Origin of the sequence: Janthinobacterium breve (genome assembly GCF_051380895.1) — a bacterium.
Lineage (GTDB): Bacteria > Pseudomonadota > Gammaproteobacteria > Burkholderiales > Burkholderiaceae_D > Janthinobacterium.
In genome coordinates this window covers 16035-31673 of sequence record NZ_JBNYXY010000003.1, presented here as the reverse complement: position 1 = coordinate 31673, position 15639 = coordinate 16035, and the positions used below count along the sequence as shown (strand labels likewise).

General features: G+C 60.8%; 12 protein-coding genes. 6 read left to right on the top strand and 6 right to left on the bottom strand.

Annotated features, from left to right (window positions below; translation table 11 throughout):
• Positions 1–22 precede the first annotated feature (22 nt).
• The 3 genes from ACQ4W0_RS05510 to bamC all read left to right on the top strand — a co-directional run bounded on the left by ACQ4W0_RS05510 (position 23) and on the right by bamC (position 2833).
• Complete coding sequence (locus ACQ4W0_RS05510; protein ID WP_436575856.1) at positions 23–595, top strand: class I SAM-dependent methyltransferase; 573 nt, start codon at positions 23–25, stop codon at positions 593–595.
• A gap of 84 nt (positions 596–679) precedes the next feature.
• Entirely contained in the window at positions 680–1558 is an 879-nt protein-coding gene (gene dapA / locus ACQ4W0_RS05505; RefSeq protein ID WP_099666950.1) for a 4-hydroxy-tetrahydrodipicolinate synthase, read from the top strand.
• A gap of 81 nt (positions 1559–1639) precedes the next feature.
• A complete protein-coding gene (gene bamC / locus ACQ4W0_RS05500) occupies positions 1640–2833 on the top strand; it encodes an NlpB/DapX family lipoprotein (RefSeq protein ID WP_436575855.1) in 1194 nt (397 codons plus the stop codon).
• A gap of 169 nt (positions 2834–3002) precedes the next feature.
• Here bamC and ACQ4W0_RS05495 read toward each other — a convergent pair whose 3' ends face one another.
• Together ACQ4W0_RS05495 and ACQ4W0_RS05490 are read right to left on the bottom strand one after the other, a co-directional pair.
• On the bottom strand, positions 3003–3257 hold the full coding sequence (locus ACQ4W0_RS05495; protein WP_096237298.1) for a hypothetical protein: 255 nt from the start codon (positions 3255–3257) through the stop codon (positions 3003–3005).
• Between the two features lie 353 nt (positions 3258–3610).
• A complete protein-coding gene (locus ACQ4W0_RS05490; protein ID WP_436575854.1) occupies positions 3611–4732 on the bottom strand; it encodes a JmjC domain-containing protein in 1122 nt (373 codons plus the stop codon).
• 93 nt (positions 4733–4825) lie between these two features.
• Here ACQ4W0_RS05490 and ACQ4W0_RS05485 point away from each other — a divergent pair, with 93 nt between their 5' ends.
• Complete coding sequence (locus tag ACQ4W0_RS05485) at positions 4826–5374, top strand: FKBP-type peptidyl-prolyl cis-trans isomerase (protein WP_436575853.1); 549 nt, start codon at positions 4826–4828, stop codon at positions 5372–5374.
• Positions 5375–5582: 208 nt separating this feature from the next.
• Here ACQ4W0_RS05485 and ACQ4W0_RS05480 read toward each other — a convergent pair whose 3' ends face one another.
• The 4 genes from ACQ4W0_RS05480 to ACQ4W0_RS05465 all read right to left on the bottom strand — a co-directional run bounded on the left by ACQ4W0_RS05480 (position 5583) and on the right by ACQ4W0_RS05465 (position 12481).
• Positions 5583–6626: a hypothetical protein gene (locus ACQ4W0_RS05480; RefSeq protein ID WP_436575852.1), complete on the bottom strand. Its 1044-nt coding sequence runs from the start codon at positions 6624–6626 to the stop codon at positions 5583–5585.
• Positions 6623–9313: a DNA mismatch repair protein MutS gene (gene mutS, locus ACQ4W0_RS05475; protein ID WP_436575851.1), complete on the bottom strand. Its 2691-nt coding sequence runs from the start codon at positions 9311–9313 to the stop codon at positions 6623–6625. The genes ACQ4W0_RS05480 and mutS overlap by 4 nt, the downstream gene beginning before the upstream one ends.
• A gap of 403 nt (positions 9314–9716) precedes the next feature.
• The gene (locus tag ACQ4W0_RS05470; RefSeq protein ID WP_436575850.1) at positions 9717–10241 is read right to left on the bottom strand and encodes a hypothetical protein; all 525 of its coding nucleotides are present in this window, start codon (positions 10239–10241) and stop codon (positions 9717–9719) included.
• Between the two features lie 29 nt (positions 10242–10270).
• The gene (locus ACQ4W0_RS05465; RefSeq protein WP_436575849.1) at positions 10271–12481 is read right to left on the bottom strand and encodes a protein kinase domain-containing protein; all 2211 of its coding nucleotides are present in this window, start codon (positions 12479–12481) and stop codon (positions 10271–10273) included.
• Positions 12482–12773: 292 nt separating this feature from the next.
• Between ACQ4W0_RS05465 and tssF the strand changes: the two genes are divergently transcribed.
• Together tssF and tssG are read left to right on the top strand one after the other, a co-directional pair.
• A complete protein-coding gene (tssF, locus tag ACQ4W0_RS05460; protein WP_436575848.1) occupies positions 12774–14615 on the top strand; it encodes a type VI secretion system baseplate subunit TssF in 1842 nt (613 codons plus the stop codon).
• A complete protein-coding gene (gene tssG, locus ACQ4W0_RS05455; RefSeq protein WP_436575847.1) occupies positions 14576–15604 on the top strand; it encodes a type VI secretion system baseplate subunit TssG in 1029 nt (342 codons plus the stop codon). The genes tssF and tssG overlap by 40 nt, the downstream gene beginning before the upstream one ends.
• Positions 15605–15639 lie beyond the last annotated feature (35 nt).

Sequence of the window (15639 nt, the reverse complement as noted above, 5' to 3'; positions counted from 1 at the left end):
CAAATAATTGATGGAAGTACCGATGCAAGTAATTGAACCAACAATAGAAACTGAAGCGATTTCGGGCTGGGTACGCCGCTGGGCGCCCCTGATCCCGGGCGGCGAAGTGCTGGACCTGGCCTGCGGTAGCGGCCGCCATGCGCGTCACATGGTGAGCCTGGGTCACCCCGTCATCGCGCTCGACCATGATCCGGAAATGCTGGAAAAGGCGGCCGGCACGGGCATCACCACCTCGCTGGTGGACCTGGAAGCGCCAGGCGCCGTGTGGCCCTTCGCCCCCGGCCGCTTTGCCGGCATCGTCGTCACCAATTATCTGCACCGGCCTTTGCTGGAAGCCATGGTGGCCAGCCTGGCGCCCGATGGCGTGCTGCTGTATGAAACGTTTGCGGAAGGCAATGAGCAGTTCGGCAAGCCGTCGAATCCGAAATTCCTGCTGAAGGAAGGCGAAATGCTGAGCTGGGCGGTGCAGCAGGGCTTGCGTGTGGTAGCGTACGAGGATGGGCGCGTGGAGCAGCCAAAAGCTGCTCTGGTGCAACGAATTTGTGCCGTCCGGCCGGATTTTCCACGGTTGGCAGCCCTGCTGCCGACGTTTTGAGCGGCCATACTATGTCAGAATGCACCACAGGCGCGGGCTATCCGCTACAATCGTTGTTTTATTTATCGGCGCTATAAACTTACTATGATCAAGGGCAGCATTGTAGCAATCGTCACCCCGATGCACGCAGACGGCAGTCTGGACTTTCCAGGTCTGCGCAAGCTGATCGACTGGCATATCGCCGAGGGTACGGACGGCATCGTCATCGTTGGCACGACGGGCGAATCGGCAACAGTCAGCGTGGAAGAACACTGCGAACTGATCCAGTTGACCGTCGAACATGCCAAGGGACGCATTCCTATCATCGCCGGCGCCGGTGGCAACTCCACGGCCGAAGCCATCAAACTGACGCGCTACGCGAAAGAAGCGGGCGCCGATGCTGTCTTGCAAGTGGTGCCGTACTACAACCGTCCTACGCAGGAAGGCATGTACCAGCACTTCAAGGCCATTGCCGAAGCCGTCGACATTCCCGTCATCCTGTACAACGTGCCGGGCCGCACGGTTGCCGACATGAGCAACGAGACCATCGTGCGCCTGTCCGCCATCCCGAATATCGTCGGCGTGAAAGATGCGACCGGCAATATCGGCCGCGGCATCGACCTGCTGCGCCTCGTGCCGGCCGACTTTGCCGTGTACTCGGGCGACGATCCGACCGCCATGGCGCTGATGTTCTGCGGCGGCCACGGCAACATCTCCGTGACGGCCAACGTGGCGCCGCGCGCCATGCATGAACTGTGCGTCGCGGCCATGGCGGGCGAACGTGCCACGGCCATCGCCATCAATAACAAAGTTTTTCCTCTGCACCAGAAATTGTTTGTCGAGCCCAACCCGGTGCCCGTCAAATGGGCGCTGGCCGAAATGGGCCTGATGCCGGCTGGCATACGCTTGCCACTGGTACCATTGGCTGAAAATTGCCATGCTACCGTGCGCGATGCCTTGCGTGACGCCGGCATCCTGTCTTAAGGCCGAACTTCAAGCCCGGACTTGACCAGTCCGGAACTTCCCTGACTCCAGCTGCTACTTAGCTTCTTATCCAGTTACGACATGACTAATTGCAAGAAAAACCAATCGGCGCCTGCCACCATCGCCGTCCGCGGCATCGTCATCGGCGCCATCGCAGCCAGCCTCGCGGGCTGCGGCATGATCAGTTCGGTAGTCGGCGGCGACAAGGTCGACTACAAGTCGGTCAAGAAAGCCGGCACCCTGGACGTGCCGCCTGACCTGACGCAATTGCAGCAGGACAACCGCTACTCCCTGCCGGATGCGAAAAACGGCGTGGCCACGGCTTCCGGCTACAACGCACAGCGCAATGCCACGGCTGGTACGCCAGTCGTCATGGGCGCCGATGGCGTGGTGGGTGTCGTGCCTGTCACGGCCGGTGGCGTGAAGGTCGAGCGCGCGGGCAACCAGCGCTGGCTGGTCGTCAAGCAGTCGCCTGAGGTGCTGTGGCCGCAACTCAAGCAGTTCTGGGAAGATTCCGGCTTTACCGTCGCCATCGACCAGCCGACGGCTGGCATCATGGAAACCGAGTGGAACGAAAACCGCGCCAAGCTGCCGCAGGACTTTATCCGCAACACCATCGGCAAGGCCTTCGATTCGCTGTACTCGACGGGTGAAAAAGACAAGTTCCGCACCCGCGTGGAGCGCCTGGCCGACGGTTCGACCGAGATCTACATCAGCCACCGTGGCGTGGAAGAGGTCGTCACGGGCCGCGACAAGGAAACCACCACCTGGACCGCGCGTCCCAACGATCCGGGCCTGGAAGCGCAATTCCTGGCCAAGTTGATGACGCGCCTGGGCGCGGCCAGCGACGATGCGCAAGCGAAGACGGCTGTCGACGCCGCCATCGTGCAGCCGCTGCACGCCAAGCTGGTGGGCGACGCCGCCACGCCGACGCGCGGCATCGAAGTCGATGAAGGCTTTGACCGCGCCTGGCGCCGTGTCGGCCTGGCGCTGGACCGCGTCGGCTTTACGGTGGAAGACCGCGACCGCACGCAAGGCACGTATTTCGTGCGTTACGTCGATCCAGATGCTGTCAAGAAAGATGGTTTCTTCTCGAAGCTGTTCAGCTGGGGTTCGTCGTCCGACAAGGACAAGGAAGCGCAGCGCTACCGCGTCCTGGTCAAGGCCGGCAATGGATCGAGCAGCCTGGTCAGCATCCTCAGCAACGAAGGCCAGCCCGATACATCGCCCGTGGCCGAGAAAATTCTGGGTCTGCTGAACGAGCAGTTGAAATAAGCAGCAAGTCAGCGGCAGGTTTCAAAACTTGCCGTGCAATAAAAAAGCTGGCCCGGGAAACCGGGTCAGCTTTTTTATTGCCTGCGTCCACAGTTATATCCTGCGGATAAAACTGCGGACGCAAAAAAGCCGGCCCAAGGGCCGGCTTTCTCTAGTGCAGGGTGCTAAATTACTTAGCAGCCGATGCAGCAGCCGAAGCAGCCGAAGCAGCGTCGGTAGCGGCCGAAGCGGCAGCCGAAGCAGCAGCAGCAGCGTCGGTAGCGGCCGAAGCAGCAGCGTCAGCAGCAGCAGCTGGAGCAGCTTCAACAACTGGTGCTGCTGCTGGGGTTTCAACTACTGGTGCTGGTGCAGGAGCTTCTTCTTTTTTGCTGCAAGCAGCCAGAGCAACAACCATCAGGGAGGCGATCAGCAGGGATTTTTTCATTTGTTTTCCTTAATTATTTCAAAAAATAAATCAATATTGTTGCGATGAATAATTACCGGTAATTATCGCTCGTTAGGTCGTCTTCGAAGGCTTTTCGTACCAGGTGGTGCCTGCCAGACAACGGAAACTTCCTAACCGAATATTATAGCGATTTTTGGTGCGTCGCAATAGGAGCAAGAGGCAAATTCGCAACTATTTTGTGATATCGCAATATTTGCCGAAGCAAATTGCAAGCAAGTGTAAGCGATTTGCGAAAGCGCGACAAAACGATATAAAAATAATATGTTTCATTGCGCTAACGCAGATGCTGTTATTTCATCTACTGTAATACCACTTTGCTACGCCACGATCATTCAGGTCAGTTCGATCCAGCCATCCTGATACCAAGTATATAACGCATCCATCACGTCATCGGAAGCCTGGGCCACGGCGGCGCCATCGAGCGCGCGTTCGTTGGCCAGGGTTTCCAGGGCCGTTTTATCGGCCTTGCCAATGGCAAACGATTCGCCATTGATGAAGACATTCTTGCCACGATACAGCATCAGCGTCTTGCGCGACAACACAACGCCCTTTTTCTGTGCAGCATCCGCGAAGCGGCCCACCGTCAGCGGCTTGGACAGCGGCGTGAAAAACACATTGTGCTTCGGTTCCGACAGGTGTTCGCCCAGGAAGATGGTCACGTCTTCTTCCGTGAAGCGCACCTTGTTGATTTCTTCCGTGATGGTGCTGAGCATTTCACGGGGGATTTCCGCCGGTTTGCCTGACGCTTTCAAATCGGGATCGTTGTAGATGCCCGGCAAGTCGATCGAGTCGGCCATGAATTGCAGGAAGGCTTCGCCCAGTTCCTGGAACGTGGGTGAGCGGAAGCCGATCGAATACGTCTGGCAGTCGCCGATGGCCACGCCGTCGTGCGCGTAGTGGGGCGGCAGGTACAGCATGTCGCCCGGTTCCAACGTGAATTCTTCGTTGGGCGTGAAGTTGCTGAGGATTTTCAGCGGCAAGCCGTCGATCAGGCTCAGATCCTTCTGCGCGCCGATGCGCCAGTGGCGCTTGCCCTGGCCTTGCAGCAGGAACACGTCGTAGGAATCGAAATGCGGGCCCACGCCGCCGCCATCGGTGGCGAAGCTGACCATCAGGTCGTCCAGGCGCGCATCCGGCAGAAAGCGGAACTGGCGCAGCAGGGCATCGGCCTTGGCGCTTTGCAGGTTGGCGCCCTGCACCAGCAGGGTCCATTCCTTCTGTTTCAGCGAAGGCAGGCTGGTCAGTGGGCCTTGCTGCATGTTCCAGTGGCCATCCGCATGGCTGACCAGGCGCGATTCGACGTGGTCAAGGGTGGCCAGTTCGGCCAGGGCCTTGATATCGAACAGTGCCTTGAAGCCAGGCACGGCTTGACGGATCAACAAGGGTTTTTTATGCCAGTAGTCGCGCAGGAATTGCGCCGGCGTGATATCGCCGAGGAGAGTTAATTTTTTCATGCGCCCATTATAACAACCGGAAATGCAGGAATGCGCCTGCCGTTGGCGGCGTGAAGGTATAATTTGCCAGCTTATACAATGAAAGGAAGCATAATGAAGATTGCCAAAAATACGGTCGTGACTGTCAACTACAAACTGTCAGACGCGCAAGACAATCTGATCGAAGACGGCCGTCAGCCGATGGTCTACCTGCACGGTGATTATGAAAACACCCTGCCGAAGATCGAAGAAGAGCTCGACGGCAAGGAAGTGGGCTATTCCAACACGATCCAGATCGAACCGGATGATGCTTTCGGTGAATACGATCCAGCTCTGGTGAAGGTCGAGCCGCGCAATCGCCTGCCTGAGCCGCTGGAAGTGGGCATGCAGTTCGAAGGCATGCCGGAAAGCGATTCGCCGGACGAAGAAGCGATGATCTTCACGGTGACCGATATCGCCGACGACAAAGTCGTGCTGGACGGCAATCACCCATTGGCCGGCATCGCGCTGCGCTTCTCGCTGACCGTCGCTGACGTACGCGAAGCCACCGACGAAGAAATCGCCCATGGCCACGTGCATGGCGCACACGGCCATGACCATGGCGATGAAGATGATGATGAAGGCGACGAGGGCGATCACTTCCGCACCCACCCTATCCACTAATCTGGAGACGCCTGACCAAACCTACTGCGCGCAGCGGGGCGCGGCCGGCGATGCTCACCGTACTTCAGTACGGTTGCGCTTCTCGGCCACGCCGCGCAGCTGCTCGCGACGGTTTTGTCAGGCGTCGTGACGTTTGTTGGTCGTGACGTCTGTTGTTGGAGAGATAAAGGCTGGCTTTGCGTCGGCCTTTATCTATTGCGGCGCACGTTTATCTGCGCACGGTCGACGCCTTGGCCCGCGCTTGCGCCGATGGCCGCGTGGCCCGTTGACGTACCTCAAAGAATGGCGTCTTGCCTGGTCGTACGGCGATGGCGGACCAGTCGTTGTCGATGCTGACATGGCCCAGGTTGCCTTTCCAGCTGATTTTCGGCCCGCCTGACCTTGCTGCGGCCTTTCTATTCTTGCCTTCCTTGCCGTCCGCGTCGCCATCGCGCTGCGTATCGACCAATAAGACCTTGCCGCTGAATTTCTTCGCCAGGGTGCGGATCTGCTTGCGTGGTCCGGCAAAACCATCCTGTTTCGAGCTGAAGCTGGGCAGCAGCGAATTGTCGTCTTCGTCCAGCACGCCCACGTCGCCATCGGAAAACAGCACGATGCCGTCGAGCTGCTTGCGCTGCGCCATGGCGAACAGGCGCTGCAGCCAGGAGCGGTTGGCGACCAGCCGGTCTTCGAATTCGCTGTTGCGTCCCGCTTCTGGCAGGAAATGGTTGTTATTCGCGGGCAGGTTGATGGTGGCGAACAGCACGCCGCCGTATTCCCAGTGGGCATTTTCCGCATAGCTGCGGAACTTCGCCGTCGATGACAGCCTCGACAGGGTCAGCTTGCGCTGGCCCAGGCTCTGGTCGTCGGCGAAATACACATCGCGCAGGCGGTTCAGGCGCTCGATGGCGTTGCCCCTGCCGCGCGAATTGCGGCAGTTGGCCCAGTCGCTGGCCGACAGCGAGACGATCAGCGGCGGCCCGCTGGCGTCCAGCACGTCCTTGCGCTGGCTGTACAGCTTGTCGCTGCAGGACTCGCTGGCGGCCTTGATGCCGGTGGCCACCACGAAGGAGGCATTGAAGGCGCTGGTATCGGCGATGGCCTTTTTCAGGGGGCCATCGTCCGGCCCTGCGTTGAAGGAATGGCCCAGCACGGCAAACTCGAAGCCGGCCTGGTCGCCCGGGGCGGCCAGCGCCACTTGCCATGGCAGGCTGGCGACCAGCAGGCCGGCAGCCAGCAGGCGCAGGCTGGCGATGCTGCGCCGTATGGTCATGCGGCGGCCAGCCGTTTCAACTGATACAACTGTTCCAGCGCGTCGCGCGGCGTGAGCGCATCGGGATCGAGGTCGGCGATGGCGTCGAGCAGGGCTTGCTGCGCCGCGTTCAGCGCGGCCAGCGGCGCTGCGTCCTCTTCTTCCTCTTGCGCATACGGATCGGCTGCCGGCGCGGCGAACAGGTCGCGCTGCGGCGTGGCGTCCAGCGCCTGCGCTTCCAGGCGCGCCAGGTGCTTGCGCGCGGCCTTGATCACCGGCTGCGGCACGCCGGCCAGTTGCGCCACCTGCAAGCCGTAGCTTTGCGAGGCGGGACCGGCCTGCACGGCGTGCAGGAAGACGATGCTGTCCTTGTGTTCGACGGCCGACAAGTGTACGTTGGCGGCGCTCGGGTGACTGTCCGGCAGTTGCGTCAGCTCAAAGTAGTGCGTGGCAAACAGGGTGAAACTACGGCTGGTATCGATCAGATGGCGCGCGATGGCCCACGCCAGGGCCAGGCCGTCGAAGGTTGAGGTGCCGCGGCCCACTTCATCCATCAACACCAGCGAATGCTCGGTGGCGCCGTTCAAAATGGCGGCCGATTCCGTCATTTCCACCATGAAGGTCGAGCGTCCGCCCGCCAGGTCGTCGGTGGCGCCGATGCGCGTGAAGATGCGGTCGATGGGGCCGATGGTGGCGGAAGCGGCCGGCACGTAGCTGCCCACGTAAGCCAGCAGGGTGATCAGGGCCACCTGGCGCATGAAGGTCGATTTACCGCCCATGTTCGGACCGGTAATCAGCAGCAAACGGCGTTCGTTGACGAGGCGGCAATCGTTGGCGATGAAGCGTTCGATTTGCTTTTCCACCACGGGGTGGCGGCCTTCGATGATGTTGATGCACGGCTCGTCGACCAGTCGCGGCGCGGCCCAGTTGTGCTGCTGCGCATGTTCCGTCAGCGCGTTCAGGGTGTCGAGCTGGGCCAGGCCCTGCGAAATGGTCTGCAAAGTCCCAATGTGCGGCGCCAGTTCGGCCAGCAGCAGGTCGTACAGCATTTTTTCGCGCACCAGGGCCTTGCCCTGCGCCGACAGGGCCTTGTCTTCGAACACTTTGAGTTCGGGCGTGATATAGCGTTCGGCGTTTTTCAGGGTTTGGCGGCGGCGGTAGTCGTCCGGCACCTTGTCCGTCTGGCCGTGCGTGACTTCAATATAGAAGCCGTGCACCTTGTTGTATTCGACGCGCAGGTTGGCGATGCCCGTGCGGGCGCGTTCGCGCGTTTCCAGGTCGAGCAGGAACTGGCCCGCGTTTTCCGACAGGGCGCGCAATTCGTCGAGTTCGGCGTCGAAGCCGATGGCAAACACGCCGCCGTCGCGCACCATCGCAGCCGGTTCCTGCGCTACGGCGCGTACCAGCAAGTCCAGGCAGGAGGTCGGTGTCGCCAGTGCCGCGTGGATGGCGGCCAGCAAACCTTTTTCGCCACCCTGGCCAGGACCATAACAGCGGACCACGTCGCTGCGCAGGGCCGGCAGTTGCAGCAAGCCGTCGCGCAGTGCGGCCAGGTCGCGCGGACGCGCCGACAGCAGGGCTATGCGCGTGGTGATGCGTTCGATGTCGGGCACTTGCGCCAGAGTGGAGGCGAGCGGACCGGCCGCTTCGCTTTGCGCCAGCGCGGCGATGGCTTCATGGCGCGCGCGCGCCACGTTCTGGTCGCGCCGCGCATGGTGCAGCCAGTGGCGCAGCATGCGCGAACCCATGGCCGTGCGGCAATGATCGAGCAGGGAAAACAAGGTTGGCGATTCCTGGCCGCGGATAGTTTCCGTCAATTCCAGGTTGCGCCGCGTGGCTGCGTCCAGGCCGATGAATTCGCTTTCCGTTTCCGTCGTCAGGGAGCGCACGTGCTGCAAGCCCCGTCCCTGCGTCGATTGCGCATAGCGCAGCAGCGCGCCGGCCGCGCCAAACGCGGCGCCGAGGCCATCGGCGCCAAAACCGGTGAGTGTCGCTACGCCCAATTGGTCGAGCAGGGCCTTGTGTCCGCCCACTACATCGAAATGCCAGTCCGGCACGCGGTTGATGTGCGTGCCCGCGTAGTCGTCAAACAAGTTGCCATTGTCGCCGCTCAAGATTTCAGCCGGCACGATGCGCTCCAGCTCCTGCTGCAAGCGCGCCGCCACGGTGCTGCTGTCACCGGAAAACTCCATCAGTTTCAAGGCACCGCTGGCCAGCGACAGCCAGGCCAGGCCCGTCGTCACCGTCTTGCGCTGCGTGATGCTGCACATAGCCAGCAGCGGGCGCTCGGCCTTCTCTGGCAGCAAGTCCGCATCCGTCAGGGTGCCGGGCGTGACCACGCGCATGACCTTGCGCTCGACGGGACCTTTGCTGGTGGCCGGGTCGCCGATCTGTTCGCAAATGGCCACCGACTCGCCCAGCTTGACCAGCTTGGCCAGATAGCCATCGAGCGAATGAAACGGCACGCCGCACATCTTGATCGGGTTGCCGCTGGCCACGCCGCGCGCCGTCAGGGTAATGCCCAGCAGGCGCGAGGCTTTTTCCGCATCCTCGAAAAACAGCTCGTAGAAATCGCCCATGCGGTAGAAGACCAACATCGTCGGGTGATTTTCCTTGATGCCTAAATATTGCTGCATCATGGGAGTAAGCTTTTCAGCCGAATTTTTCTTTGCCGCGGCGGCGTTGATTTCTTTTGGGACGGTGGTCATGTGTTCTTTGTCGTTGGTCCGGCGGCAGGAAAACGCATGCCTGCCGGGCTGTGGGTGGTGCTGGGTGCGTTCAAGGCCGCGCTGCTAGGCGAGGCTTGAGTCCAAGGCCGTCATTTTACCGCTTTCGGCAGGCGGGGCGGCGTATTGCGTGCGGATGTGAAAAAGCCGCGCTGACCGGAAGTACACTGCTTCCTATCTAGAGTGCTGGTGTTGGCGCAAGCGATAGGGCAATGGGTGAGGGCTTGGAGCAATATCTGCCATGGTGCAGCTGCTCATGATCAACAAAGGGACTGTGGTGCGGGCATTGTGCCGGGACGGTAGAGTACCTTCCATTGCCTGTCTTAGGAAGCACGCAGCGGCAATGGAAGGAGGAAGTGCGCGCCGGATTTGCGCACCAATGTTCTTACATGCCAGAAGAGCCGCCGACCGAGCTTTCTGGATCGAAGGAGAAGACGCGTAGTTCCGGTTGGACGTCCTCGCCGCGCATGATGCGTACCGTCATGACGAACGACAATTCCCAACGGCCTGCTGCATAGCCTACGTCCAAATTGTGTTTCCACTCCTGGCGGATGCGGTGCAGAGGTGTCTGATCGGGTTCGCCCAACAATTGCTGGATCTCGAAGTCCAGCGGCAAATGATAAGTAGCGCCTATAGCTTGCAAAAATGGCGATGGTGGCGAATAAATGGTTGGTACTTTCGGGCCGATCTGCGTCAGTTGCGGTACGGTGATAATGCAGCAGTCGACAATTTGGAATGAGGTGAAGCCGCTCTCGCTGGAGCCGCAGCAAGTGACATCCAGGTACACATGCTGGCCTTTCTGGAAGTGCACGCCGCCCATGTAAGGGCCGTGGCGTGGGTCTGCTGTGCCGTCACAGGATGTGAAACTGTAGTCGAGCTGATTGGTGATCTGGTCTGCATCAAAATGCACGGATAACTTCATCCAAGGGCTTACAGGCGTCATTTTTTACTATCTCTTTCAGTTAGGAAGTTGAAGTACTGAGGATCTCGTCGCAGGTTTAATAGTTCCGGTTCTGATTCAATCAGATTGAGTGGATAGCCTCGCTTGTCGGCAAGACGTAGCGCAGCTAAGGCCTGTTCACGGTTTCCAAGGAGTTCGTGTGTCATGGCGGCACGAAACTGCACATCGGCTGTATCAGGAGCCAACGCGATCGCCTTTCGCATGATCGCCAGTGCTTGTTCACGTGCTCCGGTATACGCGCTGTATAGCGCCATGCGCGAGTTATAGGTGATTTCGTCCGGGGCTGCCTCTAATAGAGGTGCTAGCAAATCAATTGCACGTTGATAGGAGCGCCGCGATTTTTCCTTTTGGGCTGGAATCCACCTTTGTGCATCTGCCAAGTTAGCCCAGAGCAGATAATTTCCAGGGCTGCCTTTGCTGCTGGAAACGGCATCTTCAAACGCATTGGCGGCTCCGATATAGTCCCCACGGGCAAACAGCGAAGTGCCCAAGTTGGTGTAAAGCTCCCAGTGCGGTTGGATTTGCAAACCCTGCTGCAATACACGCAGCGCCTCATCGCCGCGATCCTGGCGGAGCAAGGCCGCATTTAGGTAGGCATACGAATTTGCCGCCTGCGGATCTAGTTGAATGCTGTATCGGAACGACTGTTCAGCTTTTTTGTAGTTACCCTGCTGGAACTGCATGATGCCTCGCTGCAAACTGAATAATCTTTCCCGAGGATAAATACTAGTAGCGTTGTCGAGCAGTGGAAGTGCTTGTTCGAACTGCTTCATATAAATTAAATTGCGTATCTTGCCGTACAGTCCCAGCAAGTTTTGCGGATCCAGATTCAATGCCGTCGTCGCGGCCTGTAATGCCGTAACGCGTTTGCCTTGGAATTCCAAGACCCATGCCTGGGCCACATGCGCCAAGGCTAGTTGGCCATCCACAGCTAAGGCTTGCTGTGCACTAGCGTCGGCGCGTTGCAACCAAGTCGGATCCCGGCCATCACCGACATAACGTAGGCTGTAAGCCAACGATAGTCCGGCCGCAGCCGCCGCATTGCGTGGATTGTGTTCTAGCACTTTGTTGAACAGGTCAATCGCCTGTTGTTGACTGGCCTGGTGATCGAATAGACGCAGTTTTTCCATGCCATTCTGCATGGCCTGGATTTCTGAATATGCGGCATCCCGAGGTTCCGTGGATAGCGACCTGGGTAGTTGCCATGCCGCAAGTGCCAGCAGCATAGCCCCGGCGGCCAGTTTTAATGTGCGTTTTCTAGGCAGGGGCAGGCGGATGGAGACGCTGGCGGGTGGTTCTTCCTTCGCGGGCGTCTCGTCAGCAAGGGGCGTGGCCAAGGTGAGCGGTTCGCCGCGCTGCGTCCCTATCGCCTCGCGCACGTCGCGCATGGTGCGTGGCCGTTCGGCCGGGTCGTGCGCCGTCATTGCGCGCACGAGGGCGTTGATGGTGGGCGGCACCGTTTCAGGCAGGTCGGGCCATGGCTCCGTCGCCTGCATGTGGGCGGCGGCCAGGGCCAGGCCGTTCAGGTGGGCGAAGTGGCGCTGGCCGGCCAGCATTTCGTACAGCATGGCACCCAAGGCATACACGTCGCCGCGCGTGTCGGGCAGGCGGCCCATCAGGCGCTCGGGCGCCATGTAGGCGATGGTGCCCTGCAAGTCGCACAGGGTGGTCGTTTGCGTCGCTTGCGGGTCGATGTGGCGCGCCAGGCCGAAGTCGAGGATGCGCACCTTGCCGCTTGCCTCCAGCATCAGGTTCGACGGTTTCAGGTCGCCGTGGACGAGGTCCATGGCGTGCGCCTCGTCCATGGCGTCGGCGATCTGGTAGGCGATGTCGAGCGCGGCCTGCAGGTCAGCCTTGCCGCTGTGCATGAACTGGCCCAAGGTCTGGCCTTCGACCAGTTCCATGACGATGGACTGGCCCGTACCTTGGCCCTCGATGGCGAAGATGCGCACGAAGGCCGCATGCTTGAGCGAGGCGGCCAGGCGCGCTTCATTGATGAGTTTTTCGGGATGCAGCACGTCGGCTTGCGGTTTCAGCCGCTTCAGCGCCACGCTGCGGCACAGCTTGGCATCCCAGGCTTCGAATACATGGCCGAAACCGCCTTCGCCCAGCAAGCGGCGCACTTCGTAGTGCCCGCTGATAGTGTCGTCTTGCGACGGGGTCTGACGCAGGGAGTCGAGCAGTTCCATATACCTTGGCTTCAGAGTACATCAGCGTGGACGTCCAGCATCGAAAGGGTCAATGCGATGTTTGAATGTCCAAGATGATTGATTTTGAGTAACTTCCTGATTTAAAACGATTGTTTCGAATAAGTCAATTAATATTGGCAAGGAGTGAACAAAAGTTGCCATGCCAGCGCCGGAATGGCATTCCTTGCTGATGCATGCAATCTTGTTCAAACTCAATTTTCTTCCTTCCCGCTTCCTCAATAATGCAGATGGGGCTATACCGGCATGTGCCGATCAGGCGATGGGAGCGGGCATGGATGAGTTGCTGCAATATTACGAGCGCGAACTGGGCACCTTGCATGCGCACAATCAGGCGTTTGCCCGGCGCTATCCTGCCATCGCCGGCGCGTTGGGCATCGTGGGCGGTGACCTGGGGACCACCCACGATCCGCACCTGGCGCGCATGCTGCAGGCGTTTGCCATGTTCAATGCGCGCACGGCCAAGCGGCTGGCCGATGGCTTCGGCACTTTCAGCGAAACTTTGCTGGAAGTCAATTTTCCCCATTATTTGCGCCCGTTTCCTGCCTGCGCCATTGCCCGCATCGATAACGATGCTGCTACGGTGAACGAGCTGGCCACCATTGCGCGCGGCACGCTCATGTATGCTGCGGAACATCAGGGCGTTGCCTGCAAGTTCACCACCGCCTACGATGTCGCCGTGGCGCCGCTGCGCCTGTCTGATGTGCGCTTCCAGTCCATCTTGGCGGCGCCGCCCGCAGTGCGCCTGCCGCCGGATCTGGGGGCGGCGATCAGCATCACGCTCGAAGCGACGGGCGCCACGTCCACGCTGGACGGGCTCCCGTTGCCGGCGCTGCGCCTGTTCCTGGACGGCGAGCCTTCCTTTTGCGCCACCTTGCGCGACAGCCTGTTCCTGCGTACGCGTAGTGCCTATGTGGAAGTCGATGGCATATGGCATGCCTTGGACGCAGTGCCCTTGCATCCGGTCGGCTTTGCCGCCGAGGATGCATTGATGCCGGCCATGGCCGCCTCGCATCCCGCTTACCGCCTGCTGGGCGAATGGTTTGCCTTTCCGGATAAATTCAATTTCGTCGACCTGGACCTGGCCGCGCTGCAACGGCGCCTGCCTCCGGCCTGCCGGCGCTGCACCATACACCTGCTGCTGGCCGACGTGCAGGCCGATGCGGATATCGCGCGCATTTTGCGGCCCCTGTCCGCAAGGCATCTGGTGCCGGGATGCACGCCCGTCGTCAACCTGTTTCGCCAGGCGGCCAATCCCATTCGCCTGACGCACGCGAGCGCCGAGCATGTGCTGCTGCCATCGGTGCGGCAGGCGCATTGCTACGATATTTACAACGTCGATAGCGTGCATGTCCTCAGTGAAACGCAGAGCGGTGGCGCACTCGATGCGTTTCACCCGTTCTATTCGATGCGCCATGGCGAAGCTGGCGGGCGCCAGGGGCGCTACTGGGTGACGCGGCGCGACGAAGACATGGCGCTGAGCAATCCCGGCTACGACATGCGCATCGCCTTTGTCGACGGCACCATGCAGCCGCTGCACGACGCGACGCAGACGGTGTCCATCATGCTGACCTGCAGCAACCGCGACTTGCCAAGCCGCCTGGTGTTTGGCAATGCCGTGGGCGACCTGCACCATGACGGCGTGGCCAGCGCCTTGCCGGTGCGCCTGCTGCGCAAACCCAGTGCGCCGTGCCGCTTCCCTGCGGGTGCGGCGTCGCACTGGCGGTTGATCGCGCACTTGTCCTTGAACCATCAGTCGCTGAATGAACAGGGCTTGCCGCTCTTCAAGCAAATACTCGAGTTGTACAACTTGGCCGGTTCGGCCAGCGTCGCGCGCCAGATCGCGGGCGTGACCGGATTGCGCCAGCGCGCCGCCAGTACCTGGCTGCACGATGAGGCGGGCGGCAGCCTGGTCTTCGGCATCGACGTCCTGCTGTCCGTCGATGAGGAAGCCTTTGTCGGCAGCGGCTTGCATGCCTTTGCCCAAGTGATCGAACGCTTTCTCGGGCTGTACGTGCACCTGGCCTCGTTTACCCGCCTGATCGTCTTGTCGCAGAAGACTGGAAAGGAGTTGCTGTGCTGCCTGCCACGCAATGGAAACCAGACGCTGGTGTAGTCGCGCGCCTGCTGGCCGATCCGTCCGGCACAGGCTTCTTTCAGGCGGTGCGCCTGTTGTCTGCCTGGCTGATGCAGCAGGGCATTTCGCAGGAGCAGGTGTTTGAGGATTGCCTGCGCCTGCATGGCAGCGCGTCGCTGTCGTTTGCGCCGGGCGAAATCGAACAGCTGTGGCTGGAGCAGGAAGCAGATGGCGATATGCAGGTGCATGTGCAGGCGGCCGTGCTGGGTTTTTTAGGCGTGCATGGCAGCTTGCCGCTGCATTACACGGTAACGCTCGCCGGCCACGAGCGGCAGACGGGCGATGGCGGTCCCCGTGCCTGGCTCGATACGCTCTCGCACCGCGCGCTGGCCTTGTTTTATCAAGCCTGGGCCCGCTACCGCATCGAGTGCCAGCAGGACGCCGACGGCGGCGATTTCCTGCCCTTGCAACTGGCCCTCGCGGGCGCCTGGCCTGCCGAGGTGGCCAAGCTGACGGATGGCTTGCCAGCGCATGTGCTGGCCCATTATGCGGCCTTGCTGCGGCATCGGCCCGTGGCGGCCGATGTGATGCAGGCGCTGCTGGCCGGATATTTCGGCGTGCCCGTGCGCTTGCAGCGTTTTGTTGGCGCCTGGTTCCGGCGCGCGCCGCGAGAGCGTACCTTGCTGGCCACCGCGCATGCCCGGCTAGGGCAGGGCGCCATGCTGGGCGAGCGCTGCCGGCGCGCCGACTTGCGCGTGCGCCTGGTACTGGGGCCGCTGGCGCGTCGCGCCTACGAGGATTTCTTGCCCGGCCGGCCTGGTGCGCTGGCCCTGCGTCAGATGCTGGGCCTGTTTGGTTTGCCTGGCATGAGTTTTGAAATACGCCTGGTGCTGCGCCGGGAAGACGTGCGCACCTGCGTCCTGGGCATGGGCGCCCGCCTGGCGGAGGATGCCTTCCTGGCCGGCAAGTTGCCTGCCCGTGAGCGTGACGACATGCATTACGACATGCGATTCGATGGCTCCGCCTGAGACCGCCGTGAGTGCTGTGCCCCGATGAATGCTGG

Excerpts from the sequence above, each read along its gene's own strand:
- ACQ4W0_RS05490 (WP_436575854.1), bottom strand. The coding sequence starts at position 4,732 with ATGAAAAAATTAACTCTCCTCGGCGATATCACGCCGGCGCAATTCCTG.
- ACQ4W0_RS05510 (WP_436575856.1), top strand. The coding sequence starts at position 23 with ATGCAAGTAATTGAACCAACAATAGAAACTGAAGCGATTTCGGGCTGG.
- ACQ4W0_RS05465 (WP_436575849.1), bottom strand. The coding sequence starts at position 12,481 with ATGGAACTGCTCGACTCCCTGCGTCAGACCCCGTCGCAAGACGACACT.
- mutS (WP_436575851.1), bottom strand. The coding sequence starts at position 9,313 with ATGACCACCGTCCCAAAAGAAATCAACGCCGCCGCGGCAAAGAAAAAT.
- bamC (WP_436575855.1), top strand. The coding sequence starts at position 1,640 with ATGACTAATTGCAAGAAAAACCAATCGGCGCCTGCCACCATCGCCGTC.
- ACQ4W0_RS05485 (WP_436575853.1), top strand. The coding sequence starts at position 4,826 with ATGAAGATTGCCAAAAATACGGTCGTGACTGTCAACTACAAACTGTCA.
- ACQ4W0_RS05495 (WP_096237298.1), bottom strand. The coding sequence starts at position 3,257 with ATGAAAAAATCCCTGCTGATCGCCTCCCTGATGGTTGTTGCTCTGGCT.
- ACQ4W0_RS05480 (WP_436575852.1), bottom strand. The coding sequence starts at position 6,626 with ATGACCATACGGCGCAGCATCGCCAGCCTGCGCCTGCTGGCTGCCGGC.
- dapA (WP_099666950.1), top strand. The coding sequence starts at position 680 with ATGATCAAGGGCAGCATTGTAGCAATCGTCACCCCGATGCACGCAGAC.
- tssF (WP_436575848.1), top strand. The coding sequence starts at position 12,774 with ATGGATGAGTTGCTGCAATATTACGAGCGCGAACTGGGCACCTTGCAT.